This window comes from Paraburkholderia phosphatilytica (assembly GCF_003443895.1).
GTDB classification, from domain to species: Bacteria; Pseudomonadota; Gammaproteobacteria; order Burkholderiales; family Burkholderiaceae; genus Paraburkholderia; species Paraburkholderia phosphatilytica.
On sequence record NZ_QQOA01000012.1, the window covers coordinates 135,017 to 161,710 of the forward strand.

The 26,694-nt window shown below is 66.4% G+C and carries 20 protein-coding genes and 1 tRNA gene; 10 read left to right on the forward strand and 11 right to left on the reverse strand.

Features of this window, described 5'->3' with window-relative positions; genetic code table 11:
• Positions 1–49: 49 nt before the first annotated feature.
• Positions 50–1,069: a 2-dehydropantoate 2-reductase gene (locus tag DVS29_RS15520; RefSeq protein WP_118181348.1), complete on the reverse strand. Its 1,020-nt coding sequence runs from the start codon at positions 1,067–1,069 to the stop codon at positions 50–52.
• 96 nt (positions 1,070–1,165) lie between these two features.
• Positions 1,166–1,987, reverse strand: coding sequence for a squalene/phytoene synthase family protein (locus DVS29_RS15525; RefSeq protein ID WP_118181349.1), 822 nt, complete (start codon positions 1,985–1,987; stop codon positions 1,166–1,168).
• Positions 1,988–2,327: 340 nt separating this feature from the next.
• On the opposite strand from DVS29_RS15525, the gene DVS29_RS15530 reads away from it, so the two are divergent.
• Positions 2,328–2,414 (forward strand) — tRNA-Leu (locus DVS29_RS15530).
• A 158-nt stretch (positions 2,415–2,572) separates the two neighbouring features.
• On the opposite strand, the gene DVS29_RS15535 is transcribed toward DVS29_RS15530, so the two are convergent.
• From DVS29_RS15535 to DVS29_RS37840, 3 genes are all read right to left on the reverse strand, one after another.
• Positions 2,573–3,796 carry a DUF1501 domain-containing protein gene (locus tag DVS29_RS15535; protein WP_118181350.1) on the reverse strand — a complete coding sequence of 408 codons (1,224 nt, stop codon included), beginning with the start codon at positions 3,794–3,796 and terminating at the stop codon, positions 2,573–2,575.
• A gap of 69 nt (positions 3,797–3,865) precedes the next feature.
• The gene (locus DVS29_RS15540) at positions 3,866–5,395 is read right to left on the reverse strand and encodes a DUF1800 domain-containing protein (protein WP_338069331.1); all 1,530 of its coding nucleotides are present in this window, start codon (positions 5,393–5,395) and stop codon (positions 3,866–3,868) included.
• Between the two features lie 552 nt (positions 5,396–5,947).
• Positions 5,948–6,262: a hypothetical protein gene (locus DVS29_RS37840; protein ID WP_118181351.1), complete on the reverse strand. Its 315-nt coding sequence runs from the start codon at positions 6,260–6,262 to the stop codon at positions 5,948–5,950.
• Between the two features lie 226 nt (positions 6,263–6,488).
• Here DVS29_RS37840 and ompR point away from each other — a divergent pair, with 226 nt between their 5' ends.
• From ompR to DVS29_RS15560, 3 genes are all read left to right on the forward strand, one after another.
• Positions 6,489–7,223 (forward strand): osmolarity response regulator transcription factor OmpR, encoded by a 735-nt coding sequence (ompR, locus tag DVS29_RS15550; protein ID WP_006048917.1) that lies wholly within the window; start codon positions 6,489–6,491, stop codon positions 7,221–7,223.
• A gap of 97 nt (positions 7,224–7,320) precedes the next feature.
• Entirely contained in the window at positions 7,321–8,670 is a 1,350-nt protein-coding gene (locus DVS29_RS15555; protein ID WP_118181352.1) for an ATP-binding protein, read from the forward strand.
• Positions 8,671–8,816: 146 nt separating this feature from the next.
• Positions 8,817–9,365 carry a peroxiredoxin gene (locus DVS29_RS15560; RefSeq protein WP_118181353.1) on the forward strand — a complete coding sequence of 183 codons (549 nt, stop codon included), beginning with the start codon at positions 8,817–8,819 and terminating at the stop codon, positions 9,363–9,365.
• Between the two features lie 15 nt (positions 9,366–9,380).
• Here DVS29_RS15560 and ispF read toward each other — a convergent pair whose 3' ends face one another.
• Together ispF and ispD are read right to left on the reverse strand one after the other, a co-directional pair.
• Positions 9,381–9,860, reverse strand: a complete 480-nt coding sequence (gene ispF, locus DVS29_RS15565) for a 2-C-methyl-D-erythritol 2,4-cyclodiphosphate synthase (RefSeq protein ID WP_118181354.1) — start codon at positions 9,858–9,860, stop codon at positions 9,381–9,383.
• A 51-nt stretch (positions 9,861–9,911) separates the two neighbouring features.
• Positions 9,912–10,631 (reverse strand): 2-C-methyl-D-erythritol 4-phosphate cytidylyltransferase, encoded by a 720-nt coding sequence (gene ispD / locus DVS29_RS15570; protein WP_118181355.1) that lies wholly within the window; start codon positions 10,629–10,631, stop codon positions 9,912–9,914.
• A gap of 340 nt (positions 10,632–10,971) precedes the next feature.
• Between ispD and mfd the strand changes: the two genes are divergently transcribed.
• The 5 genes from mfd (at position 10,972) to mscL (ending at position 18,802) form a co-directional block, all read left to right on the forward strand.
• Entirely contained in the window at positions 10,972–14,499 is a 3,528-nt protein-coding gene (mfd, locus tag DVS29_RS15575; protein ID WP_118181356.1) for a transcription-repair coupling factor, read from the forward strand.
• Between the two features lie 24 nt (positions 14,500–14,523).
• On the forward strand, positions 14,524–15,816 hold the full coding sequence (locus tag DVS29_RS15580) for a M20 family metallopeptidase (protein ID WP_240655634.1): 1,293 nt from the start codon (positions 14,524–14,526) through the stop codon (positions 15,814–15,816).
• 112 nt (positions 15,817–15,928) lie between these two features.
• Positions 15,929–17,155 (forward strand): acetylornithine deacetylase, encoded by a 1,227-nt coding sequence (argE, locus tag DVS29_RS15585; protein ID WP_118181358.1) that lies wholly within the window; start codon positions 15,929–15,931, stop codon positions 17,153–17,155.
• A gap of 67 nt (positions 17,156–17,222) precedes the next feature.
• Positions 17,223–18,245, forward strand: a complete 1,023-nt coding sequence (locus DVS29_RS15590) for a threonine/serine dehydratase family protein (RefSeq protein ID WP_118181359.1) — start codon at positions 17,223–17,225, stop codon at positions 18,243–18,245.
• A 113-nt stretch (positions 18,246–18,358) separates the two neighbouring features.
• A complete protein-coding gene (gene mscL / locus DVS29_RS15595; RefSeq protein ID WP_118181360.1) occupies positions 18,359–18,802 on the forward strand; it encodes a large conductance mechanosensitive channel protein MscL in 444 nt (147 codons plus the stop codon).
• Positions 18,803–18,852: 50 nt separating this feature from the next.
• On the opposite strand, the gene DVS29_RS15600 is transcribed toward mscL, so the two are convergent.
• From DVS29_RS15600 to DVS29_RS15610, 3 genes are read right to left on the reverse strand one after another with little or no spacing between them, the layout of a single operon-like run.
• On the reverse strand, positions 18,853–20,838 hold the full coding sequence (locus DVS29_RS15600; protein WP_118181361.1) for a hybrid sensor histidine kinase/response regulator: 1,986 nt from the start codon (positions 20,836–20,838) through the stop codon (positions 18,853–18,855).
• 50 nt (positions 20,839–20,888) lie between these two features.
• Positions 20,889–21,383, reverse strand: coding sequence for a response regulator (locus DVS29_RS15605; protein WP_118181362.1), 495 nt, complete (start codon positions 21,381–21,383; stop codon positions 20,889–20,891).
• 55 nt (positions 21,384–21,438) lie between these two features.
• Entirely contained in the window at positions 21,439–23,064 is a 1,626-nt protein-coding gene (locus DVS29_RS15610) for a sensor histidine kinase (protein ID WP_118181363.1), read from the reverse strand.
• Between the two features lie 381 nt (positions 23,065–23,445).
• Between DVS29_RS15610 and DVS29_RS15615 the strand changes: the two genes are divergently transcribed.
• Complete coding sequence (locus DVS29_RS15615; RefSeq protein ID WP_118181425.1) at positions 23,446–23,943, forward strand: hypothetical protein; 498 nt, start codon at positions 23,446–23,448, stop codon at positions 23,941–23,943.
• Between the two features lie 152 nt (positions 23,944–24,095).
• Here DVS29_RS15615 and DVS29_RS15620 read toward each other — a convergent pair whose 3' ends face one another.
• Positions 24,096–26,582 (reverse strand): AsmA family protein, encoded by a 2,487-nt coding sequence (locus DVS29_RS15620; protein ID WP_118181364.1) that lies wholly within the window; start codon positions 26,580–26,582, stop codon positions 24,096–24,098.
• Positions 26,583–26,694 lie beyond the last annotated feature (112 nt).

Sequence of the window (26,694 nt, forward strand, 5' to 3'; positions counted from 1 at the left end):
AGTTGCGCGCGATCGTTGCGATCGATCTGAATTGCTGCGCGCGCGGGCGTCAGGCGAGCCCGCTGTTCGCCGCGCGCTGCCGCAGCAAACCGAGCACGGCGTCGCAGAATGGCGTCGGCACGCCGAGCTTGCCGCCGAGTTCGGGGAATACCCCGAGAATCGGCCCGATCTCGAGCGCGCGGCCCGCTTCGAAATCCTGCAGCATCGACGTGCGAAAGCCGCCGAGCTGACGCGTCACCGCAACGCGATCGGGCGCGCTCATGCCGGTCGCGAGGCCGAGCTTTCCGCCGATCGCGTCGGCCTCTTCCATCATCCGCAGCACGAGCGCGTGCGTGAACGGATCGTCGAGCAGCACGTCCGCGGTCGAGCCGGTCAGCGCCGATAGCGGATTCATGTTCATGTTGCCCCACAGCTTCACCCAGATCTCGGTGCGAATGTCGGCCGCGCTGTTGCCCTTGCTGTCACCGGCAATGTCGACGTCGAAGCCGCCGTCGCGCAGCGCCGTCGCGAAGCGTTGCGCGGCCGGATCGAGCGCCGCGTGGCTCGCGCCGATGATCATCCGGTTGCCGCGCCCACGGCGGATCACGCCCGGCGCATCCGTCGACGACGACAGATGCACGACGCAACCAATCGCCTGCGCGGGCGGCAGCGCCGCGCACACCGCACCGCCCGGGTCCACCGCTTCGATCGACTGGCCCGACAGCGGGCCGGCGAGTCCATGCAGGAACCACCACGGCAGGCCGTTCATCGCCGCGACGATGACCGTGTGCGGCCCGACGAGCGGCGCGAGGCTCGCGGCGATCGAAGGCAGCACCTGCGCCTTCAGCGCGACCACGACGAAGTCCTGCACGCCGAGTTCGGTTGCGGCATCGCTCGCGCGGACCGTCGACACGCCCGCTTCGTTGCCGTCGCCACCGATCACGCGGATGCCGTCCGCACGGATCGCGTCGAGCGTCTTGCCGCGCGCGAGCACGCTGACCGCGTGCCCGGCGCGCGCGGCCGCGGCGGCAATCAGACCGCCGATCGCGCCTGCGCCGACGACCGCTGTTTTGACTGGGGTTGCGCTCATGCTGGACTCGCTCCGCGTAAGTTCGACGAGCCGTGAGCTTCGCGCATCATGCGCGCTGTGGCAATGCCCGCCACGCGCGCCGATGCCGCTGTGCCGCTACTTCGCGCGCCACGCGATCCACAGCTTGCGGATCGGCGTTAATGCGATGCGCTGATGCAGCACCTGAAAGCCGTCGCGCTCGATCTCATCGAGGAGCGCGCACGCCAGCGCGACGAGGGCGACGAGCGTGCGCTGTCTTTTGCGTTCGCCGGCCGGCATCGCGGCGATGGCGGCCTCGAGCGCGTCGCGCGCGCGGCCGGTCTCGAAGCGCATCAGTTCGGTGTAGGTGTCGCCGTAGCGACGGTTGATGATGTCCGCAGCGGTCACGTTGTAGCGCTGCATCTCGTCGATCGGGATGTAGATACGGCCGTGCCGCGCGTCGTCGCCGAGATCGGCGACGAACTGCGCGAGCATCAGCGCTTCGCCGAGCGGCGTGGCCCACGCCGCCGCCCCGTCGCTGCCGGCCACCGCATCGGCCACCAGCGCAGCAAACGTGCCGCCGACGCTCTGTATATAGCGGCGCAGGTTCGGGTAATCGAGGTAGCGAGCCTGGTCGAGATCCATCTCGTAGCCGGCGACGAGCGTCTGCAGCGTGGCATCGCTCGCTTCAGCATTGCGCAGATGCGCATGCAACGCCTTCGCGACCGGATGCGACGGCTGCCCTGCCGCGAGCGCGGCCAGTTCCTTTTGCCACCACGCGAGCTTGGTCCGGCCGATGGTCGGATCGCTGAGTTCCTTGACCGTTTCCTCGAGCTCCCTACGCAGCGCGAACAGCGCGGTCAGCGCCGGCTGATGCGCGGCACGCGCCTGACGCAGCGCGTAGTAGATGCTCGAGCCTGGCGGCGCCGCTTTCTGCTGACAGTATTCGTCGAAATTCACGGATGGGGATGCGTCGGGGTTGCGCGGGGTGGTGTTCGTTGGTGTTCTTGCGAGCAATGGCGTGGCCCCTGGCCGGCAACTGCACGGCAACTTCAAGGCAACTGCGAGCCGATTGCACAAAGCGCAAAATTGTAGCATCGCGCGCCGCCCGGGCAGGTGCAGACAAGCGCATTTCAATCGGTTAGAATCTCGCGCTTGACTGCCGGGCAAGGCGCCGTCGCCGTAGTTTGATGGCGTCGATGTTGCCGGCGGCATGGCCAGACATCGGGTGGCCTGCGGATCGATCCGGTCGATCGTCCGCACGCAGTTTGCAGGCTCAGTTTGCTGAGCTCACCCGGCTGCGAGGATGGCGAAATTGGTAGACGCACCAGGTTTAGGTCCTGACGCCAGCAATGGTGTGCGGGTTCGAGTCCCGCTCCTCGCACCATTCACGTTTGCCGCGTCGGGCGCACCAACCGGTGGTTCCGTCGCTCGCAACATTGAAACCCGCCAGTCCTGACCGGATGGCGGGTTTTTTCTTGCCCTCGCCATTAAAACGGCGCGCATCGCTTCGCCCGGTAAAAATCCGCGCGTCGCTTCGCCCGCTCAGGCCCTCAACACCGGCAGCGGTTCGAACCGTCCCTGCAGGATGCTCGCGGAATCGAGCCCCCACCAGGGCCCGAGCGCGGTGGCATACATCTGACGGAAATCGACGCCGACCGGCAGGTTGCCGTTGCCATCGAGCCGCGCGAGCACGGGCGGCACGCCGTACAGCCCGCCCTTCACCCTGCCGCCCAGCATGAAGTGCGGCGCGACCGTGCCGTGATCGGTGCCCGCGCTCTGGTTTTCGCGCGGGCGCCGGCCGAACTCCGCGTAGGTCATCACGAGCGCGTCGTTCCAGCGGCCAAGTTCGGTCAGCGCCGAGCGCAGCGCGACCATGCCGTCCGCGAACTGCTTGAGCAGCGCGGCCTGGCGGCCCGGCTGGTTCTGATGCGTATCGAAGCCATTCAGCGTAAGCCGGATCACCGCGACGTCGTCGGACTTCGGCGCGCCGCCTGCCGCCAGCACCTGCATCGCCGCCTTGATCGACGTGCCGAACGCGTCACCGCTGAAGCTCGTTTTGAGCGGCACCGCTTTCGCGGGGCGCAGTCTGTCCGCCGCTTTCACGATGTCGTTTTCGACGTCGAGGATGTGCGCGAGCTCCGGGTTGCGCTCGTGCAGCGACACCGGCACCGCGAGCTTCGATTCGCGCACGAACTGCGCCGGATTGACGAGCGCGATCGCCCGCGCGCCGTTCGCGAGCGGTCCCATTTCCGCGCTGCCGATCACCACGCCATCCGCCGCGAAACTGCCAGGCACCGGCCGCTCGGCAAACGCGCGCGTGAGCCAGCCTTCGCGCAGATATTGATCGGAGCGCGACGCGGTGTCCCAGATCTCGATCGAGCGGAAATGCGACAGGTTCGGTTGCGGATAGCTGACGCCTTCGACGATCGCGAGCTGCTTCGCCTGCCACAGCGGCATCAGCGGCGCGAGCGACGGATGCAGCGCCGTGCGCTCATCGAGCTGGATCATCTGTTCGCGCTTGATGCCGATCGTCGGGCGCAACGACTGGTACAGCGGGTCCGTGTACGGGATCACCGTGTTCAGACCATCGTTGCCGCCCTTCAGCTCGACGAGGATCAGCAGGTTGCCGTAGCCGCGCGCGAACGGCGGCGCGATGCCGCTCGCCGAGAAATCGGAATGCGCGTCGGCCTGCGCGGCGAATGCGCGTGGTAGCCACAACGCGGCACCGGCTGCGCCGGTCATCGCCAGGAAATTGCGTCGCTTCATGTCGTTTCTCCCTGAGCAGGCATCGCGTCCGTGATACCTGCGCTACTGCGTCACTTCGACTTCATCCCGTCACTTCAACTGGTAAGCCGGATCCATCAGCAATGCTTCCAGATACGCGCTGCCGTTCGCACCGACCGCAATCGCATCGACCGGTGCGATCGGCAACACCGCGTGCTGCATCTGCAGTTCGGCCGACAGCCCCGGCTGCGCGTCGGGCGCCGCGTTGAAGCGCGCGAGCCAGTGATCCAGATCGAAGCGTACGCCGCCCTGCCCGCTGCGCGCCATTGCGCGCTGCACGTTCGCGGCGGCGCTCGCCGAGGCCGCCACCGCAACGTGTGACGCGCCGTTCTGCGTCATGCCGTTCTGCATCGCGCCATTCGACATCGCGCCGCTCTGCATTGCACCGTTCTGCATCGCATTGCCAGCCGGCCGATGCGGCGCGGCCCGCTCGGTCGCGCGGAACATCTGTTCGACGAACTGCTTGCGCGCGAGCAAGGTCGAGCTGTTGATCCACGTTTCGCCGCCCGGCCAGCCTTTCACGTTCGGCGGATAGAACAGGTTCTCACCGAGATTGCGCATCGCGCCTGCGAACGGCGCGGTGTTGTCGTAGCTGATGTCGAACGCGCGCACAGTCCCCACGACGAACTCCGCCGGCGACTTCACAAGCACGCCGCGATCCTCGTCACGCCAGAACGCGTCGGAGAGAAACAGCCCGCGCAGCACGACCTTGATGTCGTAGTGACTCGCGCGAAAACGCGCAGCGATCGGCGCGATCTGCGCCTCGTCCGGCGTATCGGAAACGAACTCGCGCCACAGCTTCGTCGTCACGAAGTTCGCGGTCTCGGGACGCTGCAGCAGGATGTCGAGCACCGCGTCGCCGTCGAACGGACCGGTCTCGCCCAGCACGGTCTTCACGCCGTCGTCATGAACCTTCGGATTCCACACGTACGCCTGCGTATCCGGATCGAGTGTCCAGCCGGTGTACGCGCGCGCCGCCTCCGTCACGTCCTGCTGCGTGTAGTGCCCTTCGCCGAGCGTGAAGAGCTCCATCACCTCGCGCGCGAAATTCTCGTTGGGCCGGCCACGGCGGTTGCCGGCACCGTCCAGGTACAGCAGCATCGCCGGGTCTTTCGATACGTCGTGCAGCAGCGTGCCGAAGTTGCCGAGCGCATCGCGCCGCAGCAGTTCGTTCTGCCGCGCCATCACCTGCGGATAGCCGACCTTGTCCTGTCCCGACGTGAAGTGGTTGTGCCAGAAGAGCGTCATCCGTTCGGTCAGCGGCGACGGCGTCGCGATCATCTCGCGCACCCACCGCGCGCGCAGTTCTTCATAGCGTTGCTGATCGAGCTTCTGCTGCGCTCTCTGTTCGTCGGGCGTCCAGGCCTTGCGCTCGGCGCGCGTCGGAATCGGGTCGTCGATCCACGCGGGCGCCGGCGTGACGGTCGTCGTGCGGGTGCTGGCCAGCAGCCGGTCGACCGCCTGCTCGCGCGTGAGCCCGACGTACGGCGCGACTTCGGCCGGGTCCGGTTCGAAGCCGGTGCGAGTGAGCAGGAAACGCACGTCGTCCGCGGTGAGGATGGCTTCGTCGGCTTCGTTCACCGCTTGCGTGCTCGCAACGGACGCCGCCGCGCGGTGGCGCACATGCGCGGGATGTGCGCCGCTCGCAGCGCTCGGGGTGGCACTTGTGGCAGCGCTCGCGATCGCCGGCACGCCGAGTGCGCAAGCGCACATCAGCATGACAACTCGACGGGTACGGTAAAGGTGCATGGCGATCGTCGCTCGCGGATGGAGGTCATGGAGAGCGGCTTACGCCGCACTTGCAGGCGCGCCTGATACAGCCAGATGCGCACGCCTCATGGCCAGTTAAACGGCCCTTGCGAGCTAAAGTTGACGGTCAATTTGCAACCGAATTTTTCCGCGTTCACACGCGATGCACAGCGCATGGTCATGCTCGATATACGCAGGAGTTCGATACCGGTTGAACGCTGCCGGGCGCGAAAATCCGTCGCCGGAAACGGTGCGCTCGAGGCGCGCACACGGCAACGCTGCACGAACGTCGATAGCGCGATGGCGGGACGCGGCGTGAGCAAAGAAAACGATGTGCCGGAAGCGCCGGCAAAGCGCACGCGGCCGACCGACGCGGCAGCGCGATCAGCGCTTGTACAGCTCGCGCACGGCGTCTTCGATGTGCTGGCGGAGCAGGCGCCGTTCTTCGGGGGTCATGTGACCGTCGCGGCGACGCTCGTCCATTTCGGGCGGCACGGCGGTACGCATGATGGCAGCGGAGGCAGGTTGATCGGCGAAGGCGCCGTGAGGATGTTTGCCGAGGCCGCGGACGTGAGGATAGCCGGCACTCGCAGCCGAAGGCTCTGCATGAGCGGATGGGCTCACCGCGCCGGCGAGCGTGCTGGCGGTGGCCAGTGCGATCGCTCTCAGGCGCAGATTCGGCCAGACCCCTCCCATCATTTTGTTCCCTTCGTGGCGCGGCAACCGGTACCTCAAATGCGTGTGCAAACCCGGAAAGTGGCGGGTGCGAGAGTTTTAGTCGAGTGAAGTATCTACCGAACAGCCGCATTCCGTAAAGGAGTCTAAGGGAAGCCGCTTTACGCCGTGCCACAGGCAGGGTAAATTTTGTAACTGACTGTAACCTGTGAAATAGTGCAAACGCGCACCTCTTTCTAATCGCGCTAAGATGCCGACCATGGAAACCAAAAACCCTTCGAAAATCCTCGTCGTCGATGACGATCCGCGTCTGCGCGATCTGCTGCGCCGCTACCTTGGCGAACAGGGCTTCAATGTCTACGTCGCCGAAAATGCTCCGTCGATGAACAAGCTGTGGGTCCGCGAGCGCTTCGATCTGCTCGTGCTCGACCTGATGCTGCCGGGCGAAGACGGCCTGTCGATCTGCCGGCGTCTGCGCGGCAGCAACGACCGCACGCCGATCATCATGCTGACTGCGAAGGGTGAAGATGTCGACCGTATCGTCGGGCTCGAAATGGGCGCCGACGACTACCTGCCGAAGCCGTTCAACCCGCGCGAGCTCGTCGCGCGCATCCACGCGGTGCTGCGTCGCCAGTCGCCGTCCGAGCTGCCGGGCGCGCCGTCCGAAACCACCGAAGTGTTCGAGTTCGGCGAGTTCGCCCTCAACCTCGCCACCCGCACGCTGACCAAGGCCGGCCAGGAAATTCCGCTCACCACGGGCGAGTTCTCGGTGCTGAAGGTGTTCGCGCGTCATCCGCGCCAGCCGCTGTCGCGCGAAAAGCTGATGGAGCTCGCGCGCGGCCGCGAATACGAAGTGTTCGACCGCAGCCTCGACGTGCAGATCTCGCGTCTGCGCAAGCTGATCGAACCGGATCCCGGCAGCCCGCGTTTCATCCAGACGGTCTGGGGTCTTGGCTACGTCTTCATTCCGGATGGCGCGGCCTGACTTCCGCGAGCGCCGTGCGTCGGGCGTCTGGCCGCTGAATCCTTCCGTTGAAACCGGTTGATCGGTTGTGTCTTCGTTTTTTCAACAAGAAGGGTTCATGCGGATTGACCGACGCACCTTGACGCTCGCGTTCGGCGGCCTGTTCTGGCGTACCTTTCTGCTGATCGCCCTGCTGATTGCCGTCAGCCTCGCCGCCTGGTTCCAGAGCTTTCGCGTGATCGAACGCGAACCACGCGCACAGCGCGTGGCGCTTCAGCTCGTCGCGATCGTCAAGCTCACGCGCACCGCGCTCCTCTACTCCGACCCGGACCTGCGGCGCGCGCTGCTGCAGGACCTCGAGAGCAACGAGGGGGTGCGCGTGTATCCGCGCGAAACCACCGACAAGTACAAGCTGCAGCCGGACGAATCGCTGAACCGGCTGATCGAGCACGACATCCGCGGGCGTCTCGGCGACGACACTGTGATCGCACAGTCGGTGAACGATATCCCGGGCGTGTGGATCAGCTTCAAGATCGACGACGACGACTACTGGGTCGCGCTCGACCGCGATCAGCTCGACAACGTCACCGGTCTGCAGTGGGCCGGCTGGGGCGTGTTCGCGCTCGCGCTGTCGCTGTTCGGCGCGGCGTTCATCACGAGTCTCGTGAACCGGCCGTTCGCGCGGCTCGCGCTCGCCGCGCGCAAGGTCGGCTCCGGCCAGTTGCCCGAAGCGCTGCCCGAGCGCGGCATGGGCGTCGCGGCCGAAACCAACCGAAGCTTCAACCAGATGGTGCGCGACCTCGAACAACTGGAGGCGGACCGCGCGCTGATGCTCGCCGGCATCTCGCACGACCTGCGCACGCCGCTCGCGCGGCTGCGGCTCGAAACCGAGATGAGCCCGTCGGATCAGACCACGAAAGACGCGATGATCGACGACATCGAGCAGATGGACATGATCATCGGCCGCTTCCTGGACTACGCGCGGCCGGTGCAGCGCATGCCGGAGCCGGTGGATCTGTCGGTGATCGCGGGCGAACTGGCTGCGCGAATGGCGACCGAAGACGGCATGCGCCTGATCACGCGTCTCGCGCCGACCGCGATGATCGAAGCCGACGAAACCGACATGCGGCGCGTGGTCGGCAACCTGATCGAGAACGCGCGCAAGTATGGGCTGAGCGACGGCGACGGCATCCCGCACGTGATGCTGGAGACGCGCGTGTCGCACTCGCGCGTGGAACTGTCGGTGCTCGACGAAGGCCCCGGCATTCCCGAAGACCAGCTGCCGCTCGTCACGCGCCCGTTCTACCGCGTCGACACCGCGCGCACCCAGGCGAACGGCACCGGCCTCGGCATGGCGATCGTGCTGCGGCTGGTCGGCCGTTATCGCGGCTCGCTGCGGTTGCGCAACCGCGTGCCCGGCCCCGGCCTCGAAGTGACGATCGAATTCCCGCTCGCTCGCGGCAGCTGATCGCACGGCGAATCTCACGGCCGGCTCCCGCTGGCCCGAAACCTGCGCCGCGTTCTTCCGCCTGACAAGACATGAAACACCGCGCCGGCACGGCCCGGCTCTCGCAACCGATCAGACCCGACCCGATCCGCACGAGGAGCATCCGCATGAAAACCGTGGGCGACAAACTCGAAGCGTTCACCGTGACGGCTGCGAAGCCGGGCTTCAATCATCACGAGGAAAACGGCGTGTCCGCGTTCGTGGACATCACCGAACAGTCGTTTCCGGGCAAGTGGAAAGTCATCTACTTCTACCCGAAGGACTTCACGTTCGTGTGTCCGACCGAGATCGCCGAATTCGCGAAACTCGCGCAGGATTTCGAGGACCGCGAGGCAGTGCTGCTAGGCGGCAGCGTCGACAACGAGTATGTGAAGCTCGCGTGGCGACGCGAGCACAAGGACCTGAACCGACTGAACCATTACTCGTTCGGCGACGTGAAGGGAGAGCTGATCGATCAGCTGGGCGTGCGCGATATCGAAGCGGGCGTCGCGCTGCGCGCCACCTTCATCGTCGATCCGGACAACACGATCCAGCACGTGTCAGTGAACAACCTCGAGGTGGGCCGCAATCCGGCGGAAGTGCTGCGGGTGCTGGACGGCCTGCAGACGGGCGAAGCGTGCCCGTCGAGCCGGACGATCGGCGGCGAGACGCTGTAGGCGTCACGCCGTAGATCACGCCCCCAGCAACAGCACCGCGGCCTGGGCCTCGATGCCTTCGGCGCGGCCAAGATAGCCGAGCTTCTCGTTGGTCTTCGCCTTCACGTTGACGCGATCGGGCGCAATGCCGAGGTCGGCCGCGATGTTCTCGCGCATCCCCGCGATATGCGGCGCGAGCTTCGGCGCCTGCGCGATCACGGTGGTGTCCACGTTGAGAATCGAAAAACCCGCGCGGCGCACCCGCGCGACGCATTCGCGCAGCAGCACGCGGCTGTCCGCGCCGTGGAATTCCTTGTCCGTATCCGGAAAGTGCCGGCCGATGTCGCCGAGCGCCGCCGCGCCGAACAGCGCATCGGTGATCGCGTGCAGCAGCACATCCGCGTCGGAGTGGCCGAGCAGCCCACGGTCGTACGGCACCGTCACGCCGCCGATCACGAGCGGGCGTCCCGGCACCAGCGCGTGCACGTCGTAGCCTTGTCCGATCCTGAGATCCATGGGTAATGCCTGCTGGAAAGTGAAATTCGTGGAGTGTGTGCGCGGAAGAAACTATTCGACCTGCAGGCTCGCGCCCGCGGAAAGAATCGCGTCGGCCAGTTCGAAGTCTTCCGGATAGGTGACCTTGAAGTTGCGCAGGCTGCCCTGCACCAGATGCGGCGCATGCCCGATCCATTCGATCGCGCTCGCTTCGTCGGTGAGGTCGTGGCCTTCGGTCTGTGCGCGCAGGATTGCCTCGCGCAACAGGCCGATGCGGAACATCTGCGGCGTCTGCGCCTGCCACAGGCCGTTGCGCTGCTCGGTGCGCGCGATGCGGGTGGTGCCGTCGGTGGCGATGCGCTTCAGCGTATCGGCCACCGGCAGCGCCATGATGCCGCCCACCGGGTCGTCCTTCACCGCCCCGATCAGCGAGCGGATCATCTCGGGCGTGATGCCGGGACGCGCGGCGTCGTGCACCAGCACCCAGTCGTCGTCGCGCGCGTCGAATTCGGCGAGCGCGTTAAGGCCGTTGAATACCGACGCCTGGCGCGACGCGCCGCCGCAGCGGCGCACGGCATAGCGCAGGCCGGCGAAGCGGCCCGCGTCGAAATGCCGGTCGTCCGGCGCGATCACGACGAGCGTCTGCGCGAACTCGCTGCACGCGTCGAAGGCCGCGAGCGAGAAATGGAGCATGTCGCGGCCTGCGATGGTGCGGTACTGCTTCGGAAGCGCGGCGCCGGAGCGGCTGCCGGTTCCGGCGCACGGGATCAGGGCGAAAAGGCGTGATGTCACGGCTGAGGCAGACGGTGCGAAGTCAAAGTGAAGGACGGATTTTATAATAGGTCTTTCGTTCGCACCCTTCGGACGGCCTTCGGGGGCAAGAAAAGATGTGACGGGGTGTCCCGGAGCGTCGGGGCAATGCGCGTCGAAGTACCGTGCCGGAGCGCGGCAAACGTACGCGGCCGCGTAGCTCGATCACGCGCAATGCCTTGTCAGGCGGGCAACGGGGCGCACTGCGAGCCGTTGCAGCCGTGCCGTAAACTGTCCCGCGCCGGCCTTTCAAAGCGCGTAGACTTGCGGCTCACCGCCACGTCCGCTCGCATCAACCGGGTTCACCGTTTTCTTTCGGGTTATGTCAGACACAGACGCTTCATCGAAGTCCACCGCACCGCCGTCCACGGCCAGCGCCGCGTTGCCCGTTGCGCTCGTCAAGCCGGGCCAGCGGTTCGCGTTCGACGGCATCCACGGCTCGTCCGACGCGCTCCTGATCGCCCGCTACCACCTCGCGTCGCGCGGCAGCGTGCCGCTCCTCGCGGTGGTCTGCGCGAGCGCGGTCGACGCGCAGCGCCTCGCGCAGGAGTTGCCGTTCTTCGCGCCGGAAGCCCGGGTGCGGGTGCTGCCCGACTGGGAGACGCTGCCTTACGACACCTTCTCGCCGCACCAGGACCTCGTGTCCGAGCGCCTCGCGACGCTGCACGATCTCGGCGAAGACCGCTGCGACATCCTGCTCGTGCCCGCCACGACCGCGCTCTACCGGATGCCGCCCGCGTCGTTCATGGCCGCGTACACGTTCGCGTTCAGCCAGGGCGAGCGGCTCGACGAAGCGAAGCTGAAGGCGCAGCTCACCCTGGCCGGCTACGAGCACGTGAGCCAGGTCGTGCGGCCCGGCGAATACTGCGTGCGCGGCTCGCTGATCGACCTGTACCCGATGGGCTCGACGCTGCCGTACCGGATCGACCTGTTCGACGATCAGGTCGACTCGATCCGCGCGTTCGATCCGGACTCGCAGCGCAGCCTCTATCCGGTGAAGGACGTGCGCCTGCTGCCCGGCCGCGAGTTTCCGTTCGACGAAGCCGCACGCACTGCTTTCCGCAGCCGCTGGCGCGAGGTGTTCGAAGGCGACCCGAGCCGCGCGTCCATCTACAAGGACATAGGCAACGGCGTGCCGTCGGCGGGCATCGAGTACTACCTGCCGCTCTTCTTCGACGAAACGGCCACCCTCTTCCACTATCTGCCGGAAGCCGCGCAGCTGGTGTTCGTCGGCGATCTGGAAGCGTCGATCCGCCGCTTCACGAACGATACGAAGCAGCGCTACGCATTTCTTTCGCACGACCGCGACCGGCCGATCCTCGAACCGCAGCGCCTGTTCCTGCTCGACGAAGACTTCTTCGTGCTCGCGAAGCCGTTCGCGCGTCTGACGTTGCCGGCAAAGTTGACCCCGGATGCGGGCGGCGGCTGGGCGACGTCGCTGCCGAACCTCGCGCTCGACCGCCACGCGGACGAACCGATGGCCGCGCTTCGCGCATGGCTCGAGACCACGCCGAACCGCGTGCTGTTCGCCACCGAATCCGCCGGCCGGCGCGAGACGATCGCGCAGCTGTTCGCCGAGCATCACCTGCGTCCGGTGTCCACCGACAGCTACGCCGACTGGCTCGCGAGCGACGAGCGCTTTTCGCTCGGCGTTGCACCGCTCTCCACCGGCTTCGCGGTGCCAGGCGAAGGCATCGCGATCGTCACGGAGACCGAACTATACGGACCGCTCACGCGCCGCGCGGGGCGGCGCCGCCAGGAACAGGCGAGCAACGTCGATTCGATGGTGCGCGACCTGTCCGAGCTGAAGATCGGCGATCCGGTCGTGCATGCGCAGCACGGTATCGGCCGTTATCACGGCCTCGTCACGATGGATCTCGGCGAAGGCGAAACCGAATTCCTGCACCTCGAATACCAGGGCGAAAGCAAGCTCTACGTGCCGGTGTCGCAGTTGCACGTGATCTCGCGCTACAGCGGCGCCGATCCGGAAAGCGCACCGCTGCACGCGCTCGGCTCGGGCCAGTGGGAAAAGGCGCGCCGCAAGGCCGCGCAGCAGATCCGCGACACCGCGGCCGAGCTGCTGAATCTGTATGCCCGCCGCGCCGCGCGCCAGGGCCACGCGTTCGCGCTGGAGCCGCGCGACTACGTGAAATTCGCCGAGAGCTTCGGCTTCGAGGAAACGCCCGACCAGGCCGCCGCGATCGCCGCGGTGATCGGCGACATGACGAGCGGCAAGCCGATGGATCGCCTCGTGTGCGGCGACGTCGGTTTCGGCAAGACCGAAGTGGCGCTGCGCGCCGCGTTCATCGCGGTGATGGGCGGCAAGCAGGTCGCGCTGCTGTCGCCCACCACGCTGCTCGCCGAGCAGCACACGCAGACCTTCACCGACCGTTTCTCCGACTGGCCGGTGCGGATCGCCGAACTGTCGCGCTTCAAGACCGGCAAGGAAGTGAACACGGCGATCCAGCAGATCAACGAAGGCAGCGTCGATATCGTGATCGGCACGCACAAGCTGCTGTCGTCGGACGTGCAGTTCAAGCGGCTCGGCCTCGTGATCATCGACGAGGAACACCGCTTCGGCGTGCGCCAGAAGGAGGCGCTGAAGGCGCTGCGCGCCGAGGTCGACGTGCTGACGCTCACCGCCACGCCGATTCCGCGTACGCTCGGCATGGCGCTCGAAGGCCTGCGCGATTTCTCGGTGATCGCCACCGCGCCGCAGAAGCGTCTCGCGATCAAGACCTTCGTGCGCCGCGAGGACGACAGCGTGATCCGCGAGGCGATGCTGCGCGAGCTGAAGCGCGGCGGCCAGGTGTACTTCCTGCACAACGAAGTGGAGACCATCGAGAACCGCCGCGCGAAGCTCGAAGAGCTCGTGCCCGAAGCACGCATCGCCGTTGCGCACGGCCAGATGCACGAGCGCGAACTCGAACGCGTGATGCGCGATTTCGTCGCGCAGCGCGCGAACGTGCTGCTGTGTACGACCATCATCGAAACCGGCATCGACGTGCCGAGTGCGAACACGATCCTGATCCACCGCTCCGACAAGTTCGGGCTGGCGCAGCTGCACCAGCTGCGCGGCCGCGTCGGCCGTTCGCACCACCAGGCGTATTCGTACCTGCTGGTGCACGATCCGCAGGGGCTGACGAAGCAGGCGCAGCGCCGGCTCGAAGCGATCCAGCAGATGGAGGAACTCGGCGCGGGCTTCTACCTCGCGATGCACGACCTCGAAATTCGCGGCACCGGCGAAGTGCTCGGCGACAAGCAGTCGGGCGAAATCCACGAGATTGGTTTCCAGCTCTACACGGACATGCTGAACGACGCGGTGAAGGCGCTGAAAGACGGCAAGGAACCCGACCTCACCGCGCCGCTGGCCGCGACCACGGAGATCAACCTGCACGTGCCGGCCATTCTCCCCGCCGACTACTGCGGCGACGTGCAGGAACGCCTGTCGCTGTACAAGCGCCTCGCGAACTGCGAACACAACGATTCGATCGACGGCATTCAGGAAGAGCTGATCGACCGCTTCGGCAAGCTGCCGCCGCAGGCGCACGCGCTCGTCGAGACGCACCGGCTGCGGCTCGCCGCGAAGCCGCTCGGCATCTCGAAAATCGACGCGGGCGAAGCGGCGATCGCGCTGCAGTTCGTGCCGAATCCGCCCGTCGACGCGATGCGGATCATCGAGATGGTGCAGAAGCATCGGCACATCAAGCTGTCCGGTCAGGACCGGCTGCGGATCGAAACCCGCAGCCCGGACATCGCGGTACGCGTCGCGACGGTGAAGGAGACGCTGCGCTCGCTCGGCCAGCCTTCGAAGGGTGCGCCGGCGGCGGGACGCGTCGCCGCGTCGTAGCGCGTTTTCGCTGGCTACGCTCTCTTGGCACAGGCTCTCCACGACATGCCCGAAGACGACGTTCCCGTCGATTCGATCGTTACGCTGCTGCGCGAACTCGTGGCAATTCCGAGCCGCGGCGATGCCGGCAGCGCACGCGACGATCACGAGCCCGTGCTCGCGTGCATCGAAGCGTGGCTCAACGGCCAAGGCGTTCCTCATCAACGTCTGCTGGCTGCGGACGCCACAGCGGCGGTGGGCATCGTCGCGCAGGTCGAAGGCCTGGCGCCGGCTCCGCGCGAATGTCGCCGGTGGTACGTGCTGAACGCGACGCTCGACACCGCCGGTTTTGGCGATCCGCAATCCTGGATGCGCCCGCCGCTCGACGCGGCGATCGTCGACGGCTGGCTCACCGGTCGCGGCGCGGGCGACAGCAAGGCGGGCGCGGCGATCTTCGCGCATCTGCTCGCGTCGTTCGCGGCACGGCGCGACCGCTTCGCGGGCACACTCACCGCCCTTTTCGACGTCGACGAACACAGCGGCCGGTTTGGCGGCGCACGCGCATTCTTCGATCGCGATACGCCGGTGCTGCCAGTGAATGGACACTCGCAGGCGCCGCGCCCCGACGGCGTCTTCATCGGCTATCCTGGCATCGATCGCGTGATGGTCGGCGCGCGCGGTTTTCTGCGCGCCCGGCTGACCGTGCGTGGGATCGCCGCGCATTCGGGCGGGTCGAGTTCGCGCGGCCTGAGCGCGCTGCTGCGTGGCGCGGCGCTTGCGCAGACACTCGCCGCGTTGCCGCTCGTGCCGGTCAAGACAGCGCCCATCGACAGCGCCTTCGACAAGCCTGCGCAACTCACGCTCACCAGCCTCGCCGCAGGAACCGGCGGCTTCACGCAGGTGCCGGACCGCTGCGAGCTCGCGCTGGACATCCGTCTCACGCCGTCCTTCGACGCTGACGAAGCACGACGCACCGTGCAGCACGCAGTCGCCACGCACGACACCGCCTACCCGCCCGATCTGGCCACGACGATCGACTGGCTGCCGGGCTGGCCCGCGTACCGGATCGCCGATACGCATCCGCTGCTCGCCGCGCTCGATGCTGCCGCGCGCAACGAACTGCACGCCGCGCTGCCGCATGCCGTGGCGGGCCCGTCGAACATCGGCAACTATCTGGCGTCGCTCGGCGTGCCGGCGCTGTGCGGGTTCGGCATCCGTGCCGAAGGCATCCACGGCGCCGACGAGCGCATCGGACTGGCCGGCATCCGCACGGTTTATCGCATCTACGAGGATGCGCTGCACACGCTGCTGCAAGGCACGCCTCGGGCCCATCCATAGCCGCTCGCAGCCGCCGCGATACATCGCAACGGGCTCCGGATTGCTGCGCCGCGCCAGACCCGTCCAGCATTTTTTTGAGTATGATCGATAGACTCACAAGCTGGAGTCCGCTATGTCCCACGTCGCTGATGCAGCGTCCGCCTCGTCCGTTTCAAACGCGTCGTCCCCGGCTTCGCTGCGCTGGATCGAACGGCTCGTATCGATCGATACAGTCAGCCGCAACCCGAATCTCGGCCTGATCGAGACGGTGCGCGACGAGTTGCGCGCGCTCGGCGTGCAGTCCACGCTCACGCACGACGACAGCGGCAAATGGGCGAACCTGTTCGCGACGATCCCCGCGCACAACGGCGACACCAACGGCGGCATCGTGCTGTCGGGTCACACCGACGTGGTGCCGGTGGACGGCCAGCAATGGGACAGCGATCCGTTCAGGCCTGAAGTACGCGACGGGCTGATGTTCGGCCGCGGTACGTGCGACATGAAGGGCTTCATTGGCGCGGCGCTGACGCTCGTGCCCGACATGCAGCGTACGAAGCTCGCGAAGCCGATCCATCTCGCGTTCTCGTTCGACGAGGAAGTGGGCTGTGCCGGCGCGCCGCTGATGATCGCCGACCTGATGAAGCGCGGCGTCAAGCCGGACGGCTGCATTGTCGGCGAGCCGACCAGCATGCGCCCGATCATCGCGCACAAGGGCATCAACGCATACCAGTGCTGCGTGCGCGGCCATGCGGCACATTCGTCGCTGACGCCGAAAGGGCTCAACGCGATCGAATACGCGGCGCGCCTGATCTGCCACATCCGCGACATCGCCGACCAGTTCCGCGCGGAAGGTCCGTTCGACGAGTTCTACGACGTCCCCTTCACCACCGCGCAGACCAGCACGATCCAGGGCGGCAACGCGATCAACACAGTGCCGGCCGAATGCCGCTTCCAGTTCGAATTCCGCAATCTGCCCACGCTCGACCCCGAGCCGATCTTCCGCCGCATCGAGCAGTACGCGAACGAGACGTTGCTGCCGAAGATGAAGGCCGAACACGCGGTGGCCGCGATCGAGTTCACGAAGATCGCCGCGGCACCCGGACTCGACGCCGAGGAACAGGCCGCGATCACGCAACTGGTGCGGGCGTTGACCGTCAACCAGGACAAGCGCAAAGTCGCATACGGCACGGAAGCGGGCCTCTTCTCGCTCGCGGGCATTCCGAGCATCGTGTGCGGCCCGGGCAACATCGAGCAGGCGCACAAACCGAACGAATACGTGTCGCTCGAACAGCTGGCCGCGTGCGAAAACTTCCTGCACAAGTTCATCCACAGCATGTCGGTGGACGTGCACGCAGTCTGAGCAGTCTGAGCAGTCTGAGTCGGGTCGAACACATCGAACACGCTGGCCAACCGTCGCTTCCCACGCCATGTCGACAGCCACGCCGCAACACACGAACCACACGATCGACGGCGAGCCGATCCCCACGCTCGACGACATCGCCGCGCAGCATTTCGCGCTCACGCCGTGGGTGCTGCGAACGCCGGTGTTCGACCGGCACGACTTTCCGTCGCTCGAAGGCACGCTGATCAACTTCAAGTTCGAGCTGTTGCAGGCAAGCGGCAGCTTCAAGGCGCGTGGCGCGTTCACGAACCTGCTCGCGCTCACCGACGCCGAGCGCAACGCCGGGGTCACCTGCGTATCGGGTGGCAATCATGCAGTCGCCGTGTCGTATGCGGCGATGCGCCTCGGCATCGGCGCGAAGGTCGTGCTGTTTCGCAGCGCGAATCCGGCACGCGTCGAGCTATGCCGCCGCTATGCGGCCGAGATCGTGGTCGCGGAGACGGCGGCGGAAGCCTTCGAAATCGTGAGGCGCATCGAAGCCGAGGAGGGCCGCTACTTCGTGCATCCGTACAGCGGCTACCGGACCGTGCTCGGCACGTCGACGCTCGGCTACGAATGGGCGACGCAAACGCCGGACCTGGACGCGGTGATCCTGCCGATCGGCGGCGGCGGTCTCGCGGCGGGCGTCTCCACCGCGCTCAGGCTCGCGAATCCGCAGGTGCATGTGTACGGCGTGGAACCGGAAGGCTCGGATGCGATGTCGAAGAGCTTCGCCGCGAACCACACGGTGCGGATGGGCCAGATGCATAGCATTGCCGATTCATTGATGGCGCCGCACACGGAGGAATACAGCTACCAGCTGTGCCGCCGTCACATCGACCGGATCGTGACGGTGTCGGACGATGCGCTGCGTGCGTCGATGCTCACGTTGTTCGCGCAACTGAAACTCGCGGTCGAGCCGGCATGCGCGGCCGCCACCGCGGCGCTGCTCGGTCCGCTGCGCGAAACGCTGCAAGGCAAGCGGGTCGGCGTTCTGCTCTGCGGGACGAACACCGATCCGGTTGCGCTCGCGGCCCATCTGGAGCGTGCGGGAAGCGCCCAGAACTGAACCCGGATTCGGTCCGGAAATATGGATGCGCCTGGAACCTGTTCGATATTCCCTACCCTAACCGCATTCCTGGTGGCTATCATGTCGCCATCGATAACGAGGAGGATCGATCTATGAGCATCATCCAGGAGTTCAAGGAGTTTGCGGTCAAGGGCAACGTGATGGATCTGGCCGTTGGCGTGATCATCGGCGGGGCGTTCTCGTCGATCGTCAATTCGGTCGTTAAAGATCTGATCATGCCGGTGATCGGAGTCGTGACCGGCGGTCTCGACTTCTCGAACAAATTCGTCAGGCTCGGCGACATACCAGCCAACTTCAAGGGCAACCCGGAATCGTACAAGGACCTGCAGGCGGCGGGCGTCGCCGCGTTCGGCTACGGCTCGTTCATCACCGTGCTGATCAACTTCATCATCCTCGCGTTCATCATTTTCCTGATGGTGAAATTCATCAACAACCTGCGCAAACCGGCTGAAGCCGCGCCGGCCGCGCCGCCGCCCACGCCGGAAGACGTGCTGCTGCTGCGCGAAATCCGCGATTCGCTGAAGGCACCGCGCTGAAGTGTTAAATGTCGCGGCTCAGCGTGTCGTCGACACGCTGAGCCGCGACGTCAGGCCGGAGTGCGTCCGGCCTTGCGGTCCGCTTCGTTCTGGATCAGCAGTTCGAGCTGACCGAAGTTGACCGGCTTCGTCAGATGCGAATTGAAGCCGGCCGCGATGCAGCGGCGCACGTCTTCGTCGGTGCCGAAGCCGGTGAGCGCAATCGCCGGCGCCTCGGAGCGCTCGCGGAACGACTTGATGAAATCGAGGCCCGTGCCGTCCGGAAGGCCGATATCGCTGACCACGAGGTCGAACTCGAGCGACTGCGTCGCCGCCAGCGCATCGGCCACACGCCCGACCGTCGTCACGTCGTGCCCCAGGCCGCGAATCAGTTGCGCCATCACCTCCGCCGTGTCGAGGTGATCCTCGACCAGCAGAATGGCCAGCGCGCTGGCCGGATGCGCCGCGGCGGCGTCCGCCTGCACCGCCTCGGGCGGCGGCGGCAACGCGGTCGGCAGCGTGATCGTGAAGGTCGCGCCGCAATGCGCGCCCGGGCTGCTCGCGACCACCGTCCCGCCATGTACGTCGGTCAGCGCCTTCGTGATCGCAAGGCCGAGCCCGAGTCCGCCGAACTGCCGGTTGGTGTTCTCACTGCCCTGCTCGAACGCCTTGAACAGCTTGCCGATCTGCTCCGGCTCGATGCCGATGCCGGTGTCCTCGACCTCGATCTGCACGTGCATCCGCTCGTCGCGCGTGCGCACGAAGATATGGCCGCCATCCGGCGTGAACTTGGCCGCATTGCGGATCAGATTCCACAGCATCTGCTGTAGCCGCGCGCGATCGCCGAGCACGTAGTGATGCTGCGCGGCCGCGTCGATATGCACGTCCTGCTGCTTCACCTGGATCTCGCTGCGGAACAGGTCGAGCACGCTGTCGATCAGGTCGTGCACGTCCACCGTTTCCAGCGACAGGCGCAGCTTGCCGTTGGTCACGCGCGTCAGATCCAGCAGGTCGTCGATCAGGCGTGCTTCGAGTTCGATGTTGCGGCGGATCATCCGCACGCTCGCCCGCGCGTTGTCGGGCAGCTCCGGCACCAGCTCGAGCACCCGCGTGCCCGCCAGCACCGGCGTGAGCGGCGTGCGCAGTTCGTGCGACAGCATCGCGAGGAAGCGGTCTTTCGCGCGGTTCGCCTCTTCCGCCGCCTGGCGCGCGGCCTGCTCGGACACGAGCAGCGCTTCGCGCTCCTCGATGGCTTCGCGCTGCGGATGGATGTCCGTGCAACTGCCGAACCAGCGCGTCACGCCGCCTGCCGCGTCGCGCACCGGCAGGATCCGCATGTCGAACCAGCGCCATGCACCGTCGGCGCGGCGCAGCCGCAGTTCGCGCCGGAAGTCGTCCGCGCCGCTGCGCACGGCCTTCAGCCAGATGCCGCGAATGTCTTCGCGATCGTCCGGATGCACCGCATCGAGCCACGACAGACCCAGCGAGCACTGGGTATCGAGCCCGGTGTAGTCGTACCAGGGCTTCGACAGGAAATCGCAGTCGCCGTCAGCGCCGCATGCGAGCACGAGGTGCGGCAGCGCGTCGGACAGCATCCGGTAGTGCTGCTCGCGGTCGCGCAGCGCGGCGGCTTCGTCGGAGGCGCGCTGCAGGCGCACCTGGGTCAGCACGCGCTCGACCGCTTCCGGCAGGTAGTCGAGGTAGTCGCCGGATTTCGGCACCACGTCGGACACGCCCGCGCGCAGCGCTTCGATCACGCGCGATTCGTCGGTGAAACCGGTCACCAGAATGGCCGGAATACGGATGCCTTCCGCGCGCAGCCGGCGGAAGAAATCGAGGCCTGTATCGACGCCGGAGAGCTGGTAGTCGAGCACCAGCAGATCGGGCGCGGCCGTGTCGATCGAGCGGCGCGCGCCCGCCAGGTCGCCGGAAATCGCGACCTTGAAGCCTGCCCGTTCGAGCGACTTGCGCGCGAGCCGCAGGATGCCGTCGTCGTCGTCGACGACGAGCACACAGGCCGGGGTTAGCGACAGGGCGGTCGATGCGTGGTCGGTCATGCAGCTTTCTCTTGCAACTCGTTATCCGCGATAGCGTGGGTCATCGCGTGTCAGCGTCCGGCAAGGCGCAGGTTCTGCGGCAGCTTGACGACCTGCAAAAAGAAGCCGAGGCGGCGGACGGCCTCGATGAAGGCATCGTATTCGACCGGCTTCGTGATGTACACGTTGCAGCCCAGTTCGTAGCACCGCTCGATCTCGCGCGGATCGTCGGTGGTGGTCAGCACGATCACGGGCACCGCCGCGGTGGCGGGCTCTTCCTTCAGGCGGCGCAGCACCTCGAAGCCATCGACGCGCGGCATCTTCAGATCCAGTAGCACCACGAAGTTGGTCAGCTCCAGGCGCGGCTTGACGGCGGGGTCCGCCGCGGTCAGCGCGGCCGTGTTCGGCGCCGGTGTGCCGAAGAAGTAGTCGAGCGCTTCCTGGCCGTCGGAAAAGCGCACGAAACCGTTTGAAATGCCGGCCCGGCGCAGATTGCGCTCGACGAGCGTCGCATGGCCGTCGTCATCCTCGATCAGTACGATGCCGACCGCGTCCCCGTGATTCATGATGCCTCCGTACCCATTACCTCGTTATCGCCACCGCTCGCGCAACCCGGTCCCGTCATGCGCGCCGCATCGCCTGCTCCGGAAGCGCCGCGAAAAACGTCGAGCCGCGCCCTTCTTCCGATTCGACCCACACCCGTCCGCCCAACCGTTCCACGATACGCCTCACGACCGCCAGGTCGACGCCATCGCCCTGCGACACGTCGCCATGCAGCCGCTGGAACGCATGAAACATCTTCGGCATGTAGGCGGCTGGAATACCGAGCCCGTTGTCGCGCACATAGTAGGTGCGCGTGCGGGTGACGTGCGGCTCGCCCGGCGGCTCGGGTTCCAGCGCCCCCACCTCGATCACGCCCGGCCGGCCCGGATCGAGAAAATTCACCGCGTTGCCGATCAGGCTCGTGAACACCTGGCCGATCGCACCCGGATCGCCCCACGCCGGCGGCAGCTCCTGCAGCTCGATCCGCGCGCCGCGCGAGTCGATCCGCGTCTGCAGCGAATCGACCACCCGCCGCACCACCTGCCCGACCTGCACCCGCTGCCACTGGTATTCGAGGCGCCCGGCCCGGGAAATCCGCAGCAGCGCCTCGATGATCGCGGCCGCGCGGGTCACGGCGGAACGCAGAAAGCCGAGCGACTCTTCCACGTCGCCGTCGAGCACCGTGGTGAGCCGCGAGCGTTCCGCGTCCGGCAATCCGGCCGCGGCGACCGTCGCGCGCAGTTCGTCACACGATACCTGCAACTCCTTCGAAAAACCTTGCAGATTCACGAGCGGCGAGCGCAGATCGTGCGACACGCTGTAGATGAACATTTCGTTGTCTTGCGTCTCCTGGCGCAGTTCCTCGTTGACCCGCGCCAGCTCCTCCGCGCGCTCTTCCAGCCGGTCTTTCAGCGCCGCCTGTTCGCGATCCGCGATCCGCAGGCGCGCGGCCGTCTGGTGCAGCACCGCGTCGAGCGCGGAGATTTCGTCGTTTCCGGACAGCGCAACGGTCAGCCGCTGATCGCTGCCAAGCCGCTTCGCGTTGGCCGTCAGCGCGGCGAGCCGGTTGCCGATGTTGCGCGCGAACAGCAGCGCCGCGACCGCCCACACCAGCATCGACGCGAGCACTGCCGCCATCAGCGTGAGCTGCTGGCGCTGGCGGTTGCGCGCGAGCGACTCGCTCTGCTGCGTGTTCGCCTGGGATTCGTCGGCGAGAAACGCATCCAGTTCGCTGCGAAACGCGGCGACTTCGCTGGGCAGTTCTTCGCCCGTCAGCGGAAACGCCTCCTTCATCTGCGCGGCCGTGAGCGGCGCGGTCAGATTGTCGAGCCGCTCGCTCAGCGCGGCCACCTTGAGCCGGTACGCCTCGACGTCCGAACGCATCCGCCGCAACCGTTCGATCTGCTGCGCATTGCCCGCGACCAGTGCTTCGAGCCGCGTCAGCCGGTCGGTCAGTTCGATCCAGACACCGCGCTGGTCGATGAACGACGCATCGCTGACGACGATCGCGGTGCGTACCCGCGCCGCTTCGCGTAGCAGCGGGTCGACGAGCGCCGATGCCTGATACAGGACCTGGCGGCTCGTGCTCGCGCCCTGCTCGGCGCGCGCCGTGCGCTGCTGCGCGTCGAATACCGCGGTGACGAGCGCAAGCTCGATCAGCCCCGGCACGGCAATCAGCAACAGGCCCTTGGTAAGTAGTCTCATGTCCGCTCGTAGCGCGTCGATGCCCTGAAAGCAACAATGGCCGAGGTTCGATCCGATTGCGTACGAATTCAGAGGCCGGGCCATTATCGACGCGAATCAGCCTGATTTCAACGTCACGCATGCAAGAGTTCCCACATGGGCTTACCCACATTTCGCGACGTTTTTTTTACGGTGTCGGAATCCTTTGCGCGACGCATGCGACTATGATGGAACGTGATGGAACGGAATGCGGAAGCCGTAAGCACGACGGCGCATCCACGGCAGTGCGGCAGGTTCGTTGCGAATTGCTGCTGCGCACTGAAACGCGCGATCACCGTGAATACGGCATTTTCGTATGCTATAAAAGATCGACGTGCGGCGCGCGAAGCCGGGAGTGGTCGCATGAGGACGCTGCGTTTCTTGCAATTCTTTTTCAGGCGAATTTTTATGTCCTTCCCGAAAAAGCGTAAACGCGCAAAGGTGGACGGCGACGAGTCGTTCCTCGCCGTGCTACGTCACTTCAAGCCCTTCGGTCAGCTCGACACCAAGATCGCGCGCGCCCGGGCGCAGGATGAACCCGTGCTGTACGCCCACGCGCTGCCGGGCCTCGACGTGCTCCTGTGCAGCGTGCGCGGCGCGCAACCTCCCTATCCGGCCACGGCGGAGCTGCGCCGCCGCTGCATCGAATCGATCGCGAATGCGCTGGAGCAGCCGCTCGACGGGCTCGAGAACGGCGGCTACTGGTACGAAGCGGATGGCTTCGGCTTCCTCGTGTTCGCGAGCCGCGCGCGCACCCGCGTGCTGCACGAGTTTGGCGCCACGCGCGCGGCAGGCGCCGTACGGCGCGGCGTGCGGCGGCAGGATGCAGCGGGCGACGCGACGCCGCGTTCGCTACGCTAGCGCCGCCTTCCTTTGCTTCGGGTAGCTGGGTCGAGATAACGCCGGATACGTCCGGCGTTTTGTTTTGGTGCGCCCTGGTGCGCGTTCGTGCCGCGAGCGCAATCCGCGCGCGGCCACGGCCCAACATCAGGCTCGTAGCCGGCGCAACGTCCTCAAGGCTTCGAGTAATCCGCTGTGTTGCCGGTGTTGGCCGGCACGGCTGCAGTGCCCCGCGTCGTACCTTGCCCAGCTTGGGTGCCCTTGCGTGCAGGCGCCGACGCCGCGCCCGGCATCGAAGCGCCCGCCGGCGCCTTTTCCTTGACGCCCGGCGGCGGCGCGGTCGTGCGTTCGGCGCTGATCTGCTGCATCAGCGTATCGCACGGCAGACCCTTGTTGTTGCTCGGCGCAATCAGCGGAATCAGCGCGGCGAACGGGTTGATGATGCCGAGGCCGACCATCGCGCCGCCCCGCAGCGCGAGCGCGGCGGCATCCACGCCCACATGCGGATTCTTGAACGTGCCCTTCACGTAGAGCGGCGAGCGCAGCGAGAAGATGCGGAAGCCCTTCGTATGCGGATGGATCTTCAGGTCCATCGCCTCGTCCTTCAGGTTCACGGTGCCGTCCACATTGATCACCGCGTCGTCGGTATCGAGCGCGAACACGCGCGAATCGAGCACGCCGTCGGTGTCGACGAAATCCGTCGCGGCGCAGTTGATCTTCACATCGCGGCTGCCGAAGAGCTTCTCGTACACGACGTTCGCGACGTTGAGCCCCGCGGCCTCCATCAGGATGAGGTCGATCTCGCCCTGCGTGACCAGCGTCTTGACCTCGCCGTTCGAACTCGCCGCGAGCGCCGCCGGCGAATTGCCGGTGGCGGACAGCGTGGCGTCGCCGTTGATCTCGCCGAGCGCGTTCTGCATCGTCTTGAAGCCGGGGAACAGCTGCCTCAGCTTCAGGTGGCGCGCCTCGGTCGAGAAGCGGCCCTTCAGCGGCGTCGTGCTGCCGTCGAGCTGGATGTTCGATGCGAGCGTGCCGCCCGCGACGCCGAAGCGCAACGGTTCGAGCGACAGCACGCCATCGTTCATGATCACGTGCGTGTAGAGATCGGTGATCGGCAGGTTTTCGTTCTTGACGATGCGCCGCCCGGTGAACTTCACGTCGACGTCGATCGCTTTCCAGCGGTCGGTCTTGAACGTTTCAACCGGCAACGCGCGATCCGACGGCTGATGGGTCGTATCGCCGCGCTTCGCCTTGCTCGCGTTCGAATCGGCGCCGATGATCGGCGCGAGATCGGAGAACTGAAGCAGGTTCGACACGACCTCGCCTTCCAGCTTCGGACGCGGCGAGCGCTGGTAGTACGTGACCGTGCCGTTCAGATCGCTGCCGCCCACCCGGCCTGTAAAATTTTCATAGCGGAACACGCTCGCGCCCGGCTTGAAATTGCCGGTCAGGTGGCCTTCCGTGGCATACGGCGGCGTTTCGGGCAAGGTCACGCCGGTCAGCGAGTAGAGATGCGCGAGGCTCACGCCCTGTAGCCAGAGCCGCAAGTCCACTGCGGCGAGATGCGCGGGGTCGGTGAGCGTGCCGACCAGCGCGACGTGCAGATCGCCCGCCTTCACGTCGGCCTGCACCGGGAACGGGCGGTTCGCGTCCTGCAGCGCGAGCACGCCGCCGACCTTGCCGCTGCCCGACACCGGCGTATGGTTGTAGGTGCCCTTCACGGTCCAGCCGAGCGCATAGAGCGGAATCGACTGCTGCACTGCCGTGCCGCTCGCCGACGACGCCGTGCCCGACCCGCTCACCGCGGCATCCGCCGTAGCGGCGCCGCTCGACACGGTGCCCGACGCAGCCGTCGCCGCGGAGGCACCGATCGCGCCGACACCGGACGCCGCGGAAGCCGAAGCCACCGGTACACCTGAAGCACCGGACGCCGCAGAAGCCGCAGCAGCCGACGCCGCCTTCGCCTCCGACGCAACCTGCGCCTCGAGCCGCTTCTCGCCTTGTTTGCCGACCACCTGAGCCGAGCTGCTGCGCGACGCAGCTTCCTGCTGCTTCATCACGTCGCCGATCGGGATCGGCTGGCCGAGCGTGTCGATGCCCACTTCGACGCTGGTCTTCGACTTCGCGTCGTCCACCGTCACGTTGCCCTTCGCGAACTCGATATCATGCAGATCGAGTTTCCATTCGGACGGCCCGGACGACGCCGGCAGCTTGAACGTCCAGTTGTCGCGGCCATCGATCAAGCGTTCGACGTCCACCGAAGGATTGACGAGGTTGATGGCCGGAATCACGATGTCGTGCACGAGCAAGGGCAGCACCTCGACCTGGAAGTCGATCTCGTCCAGCGTCGCGAAGTGCGGGCGCTTCGTCCAGTCGGGATTGCCAACCGTAATGTTCTGCGCGGAAAATCGCGGCCAGGGCACCCATGCACGCCAGCCCGTTTCACCCACCGGATGCTTCCAGCCCACCTTCAGGTCGCCGTTGATCGCGAAGGGCCGGCCGATGGCCTCGGTGACTTTTTCGTCGATGTAAGGACGGGCCCGGTTCCAGTCGAACGTGAGTATGAACACCACGACGATCGCAATCAGCACCATCAGCAGCGCGAGTAGCCACAGAAGCGTTTTACCGATGCGTTTTCCGATGCTGCCTGCCCATGCCATGAAGACGCTCCGCCATGTCGTTCGTGCGTCGCGGGTACGCATATCGTGTGCCCGACGCGACGCAATGTTGCGGGTCAATCCCGTGTGTGGCGCACTCTGCGCCTCCCTCTTC

Excerpts from the sequence above, each read along its gene's own strand:
- DVS29_RS15520 (WP_118181348.1), bottom strand. The coding sequence starts at position 1,069 with ATGAGCGCAACCCCAGTCAAAACAGCGGTCGTCGGCGCAGGCGCGATC.
- DVS29_RS15535 (WP_118181350.1), bottom strand. The coding sequence starts at position 3,796 with ATGAAGCGACGCAATTTCCTGGCGATGACCGGCGCAGCCGGTGCCGCG.
- DVS29_RS37840 (WP_118181351.1), bottom strand. The coding sequence starts at position 6,262 with ATGATGGGAGGGGTCTGGCCGAATCTGCGCCTGAGAGCGATCGCACTG.
- ompR (WP_006048917.1), top strand. The coding sequence starts at position 6,489 with ATGCCGACCATGGAAACCAAAAACCCTTCGAAAATCCTCGTCGTCGAT.
- DVS29_RS15555 (WP_118181352.1), top strand. The coding sequence starts at position 7,321 with ATGCGGATTGACCGACGCACCTTGACGCTCGCGTTCGGCGGCCTGTTC.
- DVS29_RS15560 (WP_118181353.1), top strand. The coding sequence starts at position 8,817 with ATGAAAACCGTGGGCGACAAACTCGAAGCGTTCACCGTGACGGCTGCG.
- ispF (WP_118181354.1), bottom strand. The coding sequence starts at position 9,860 with ATGGATCTCAGGATCGGACAAGGCTACGACGTGCACGCGCTGGTGCCG.
- mfd (WP_118181356.1), top strand. The coding sequence starts at position 10,972 with ATGTCAGACACAGACGCTTCATCGAAGTCCACCGCACCGCCGTCCACG.
- argE (WP_118181358.1), top strand. The coding sequence starts at position 15,929 with ATGTCCCACGTCGCTGATGCAGCGTCCGCCTCGTCCGTTTCAAACGCG.
- DVS29_RS15590 (WP_118181359.1), top strand. The coding sequence starts at position 17,223 with ATGTCGACAGCCACGCCGCAACACACGAACCACACGATCGACGGCGAG.
- mscL (WP_118181360.1), top strand. The coding sequence starts at position 18,359 with ATGAGCATCATCCAGGAGTTCAAGGAGTTTGCGGTCAAGGGCAACGTG.
- DVS29_RS15600 (WP_118181361.1), bottom strand. The coding sequence starts at position 20,838 with ATGACCGACCACGCATCGACCGCCCTGTCGCTAACCCCGGCCTGTGTG.
- DVS29_RS15605 (WP_118181362.1), bottom strand. The coding sequence starts at position 21,383 with ATGAATCACGGGGACGCGGTCGGCATCGTACTGATCGAGGATGACGAC.
- DVS29_RS15610 (WP_118181363.1), bottom strand. The coding sequence starts at position 23,064 with ATGAGACTACTTACCAAGGGCCTGTTGCTGATTGCCGTGCCGGGGCTG.
- DVS29_RS15615 (WP_118181425.1), top strand. The coding sequence starts at position 23,446 with ATGAGGACGCTGCGTTTCTTGCAATTCTTTTTCAGGCGAATTTTTATG.
- DVS29_RS15620 (WP_118181364.1), bottom strand. The coding sequence starts at position 26,582 with ATGGCATGGGCAGGCAGCATCGGAAAACGCATCGGTAAAACGCTTCTG.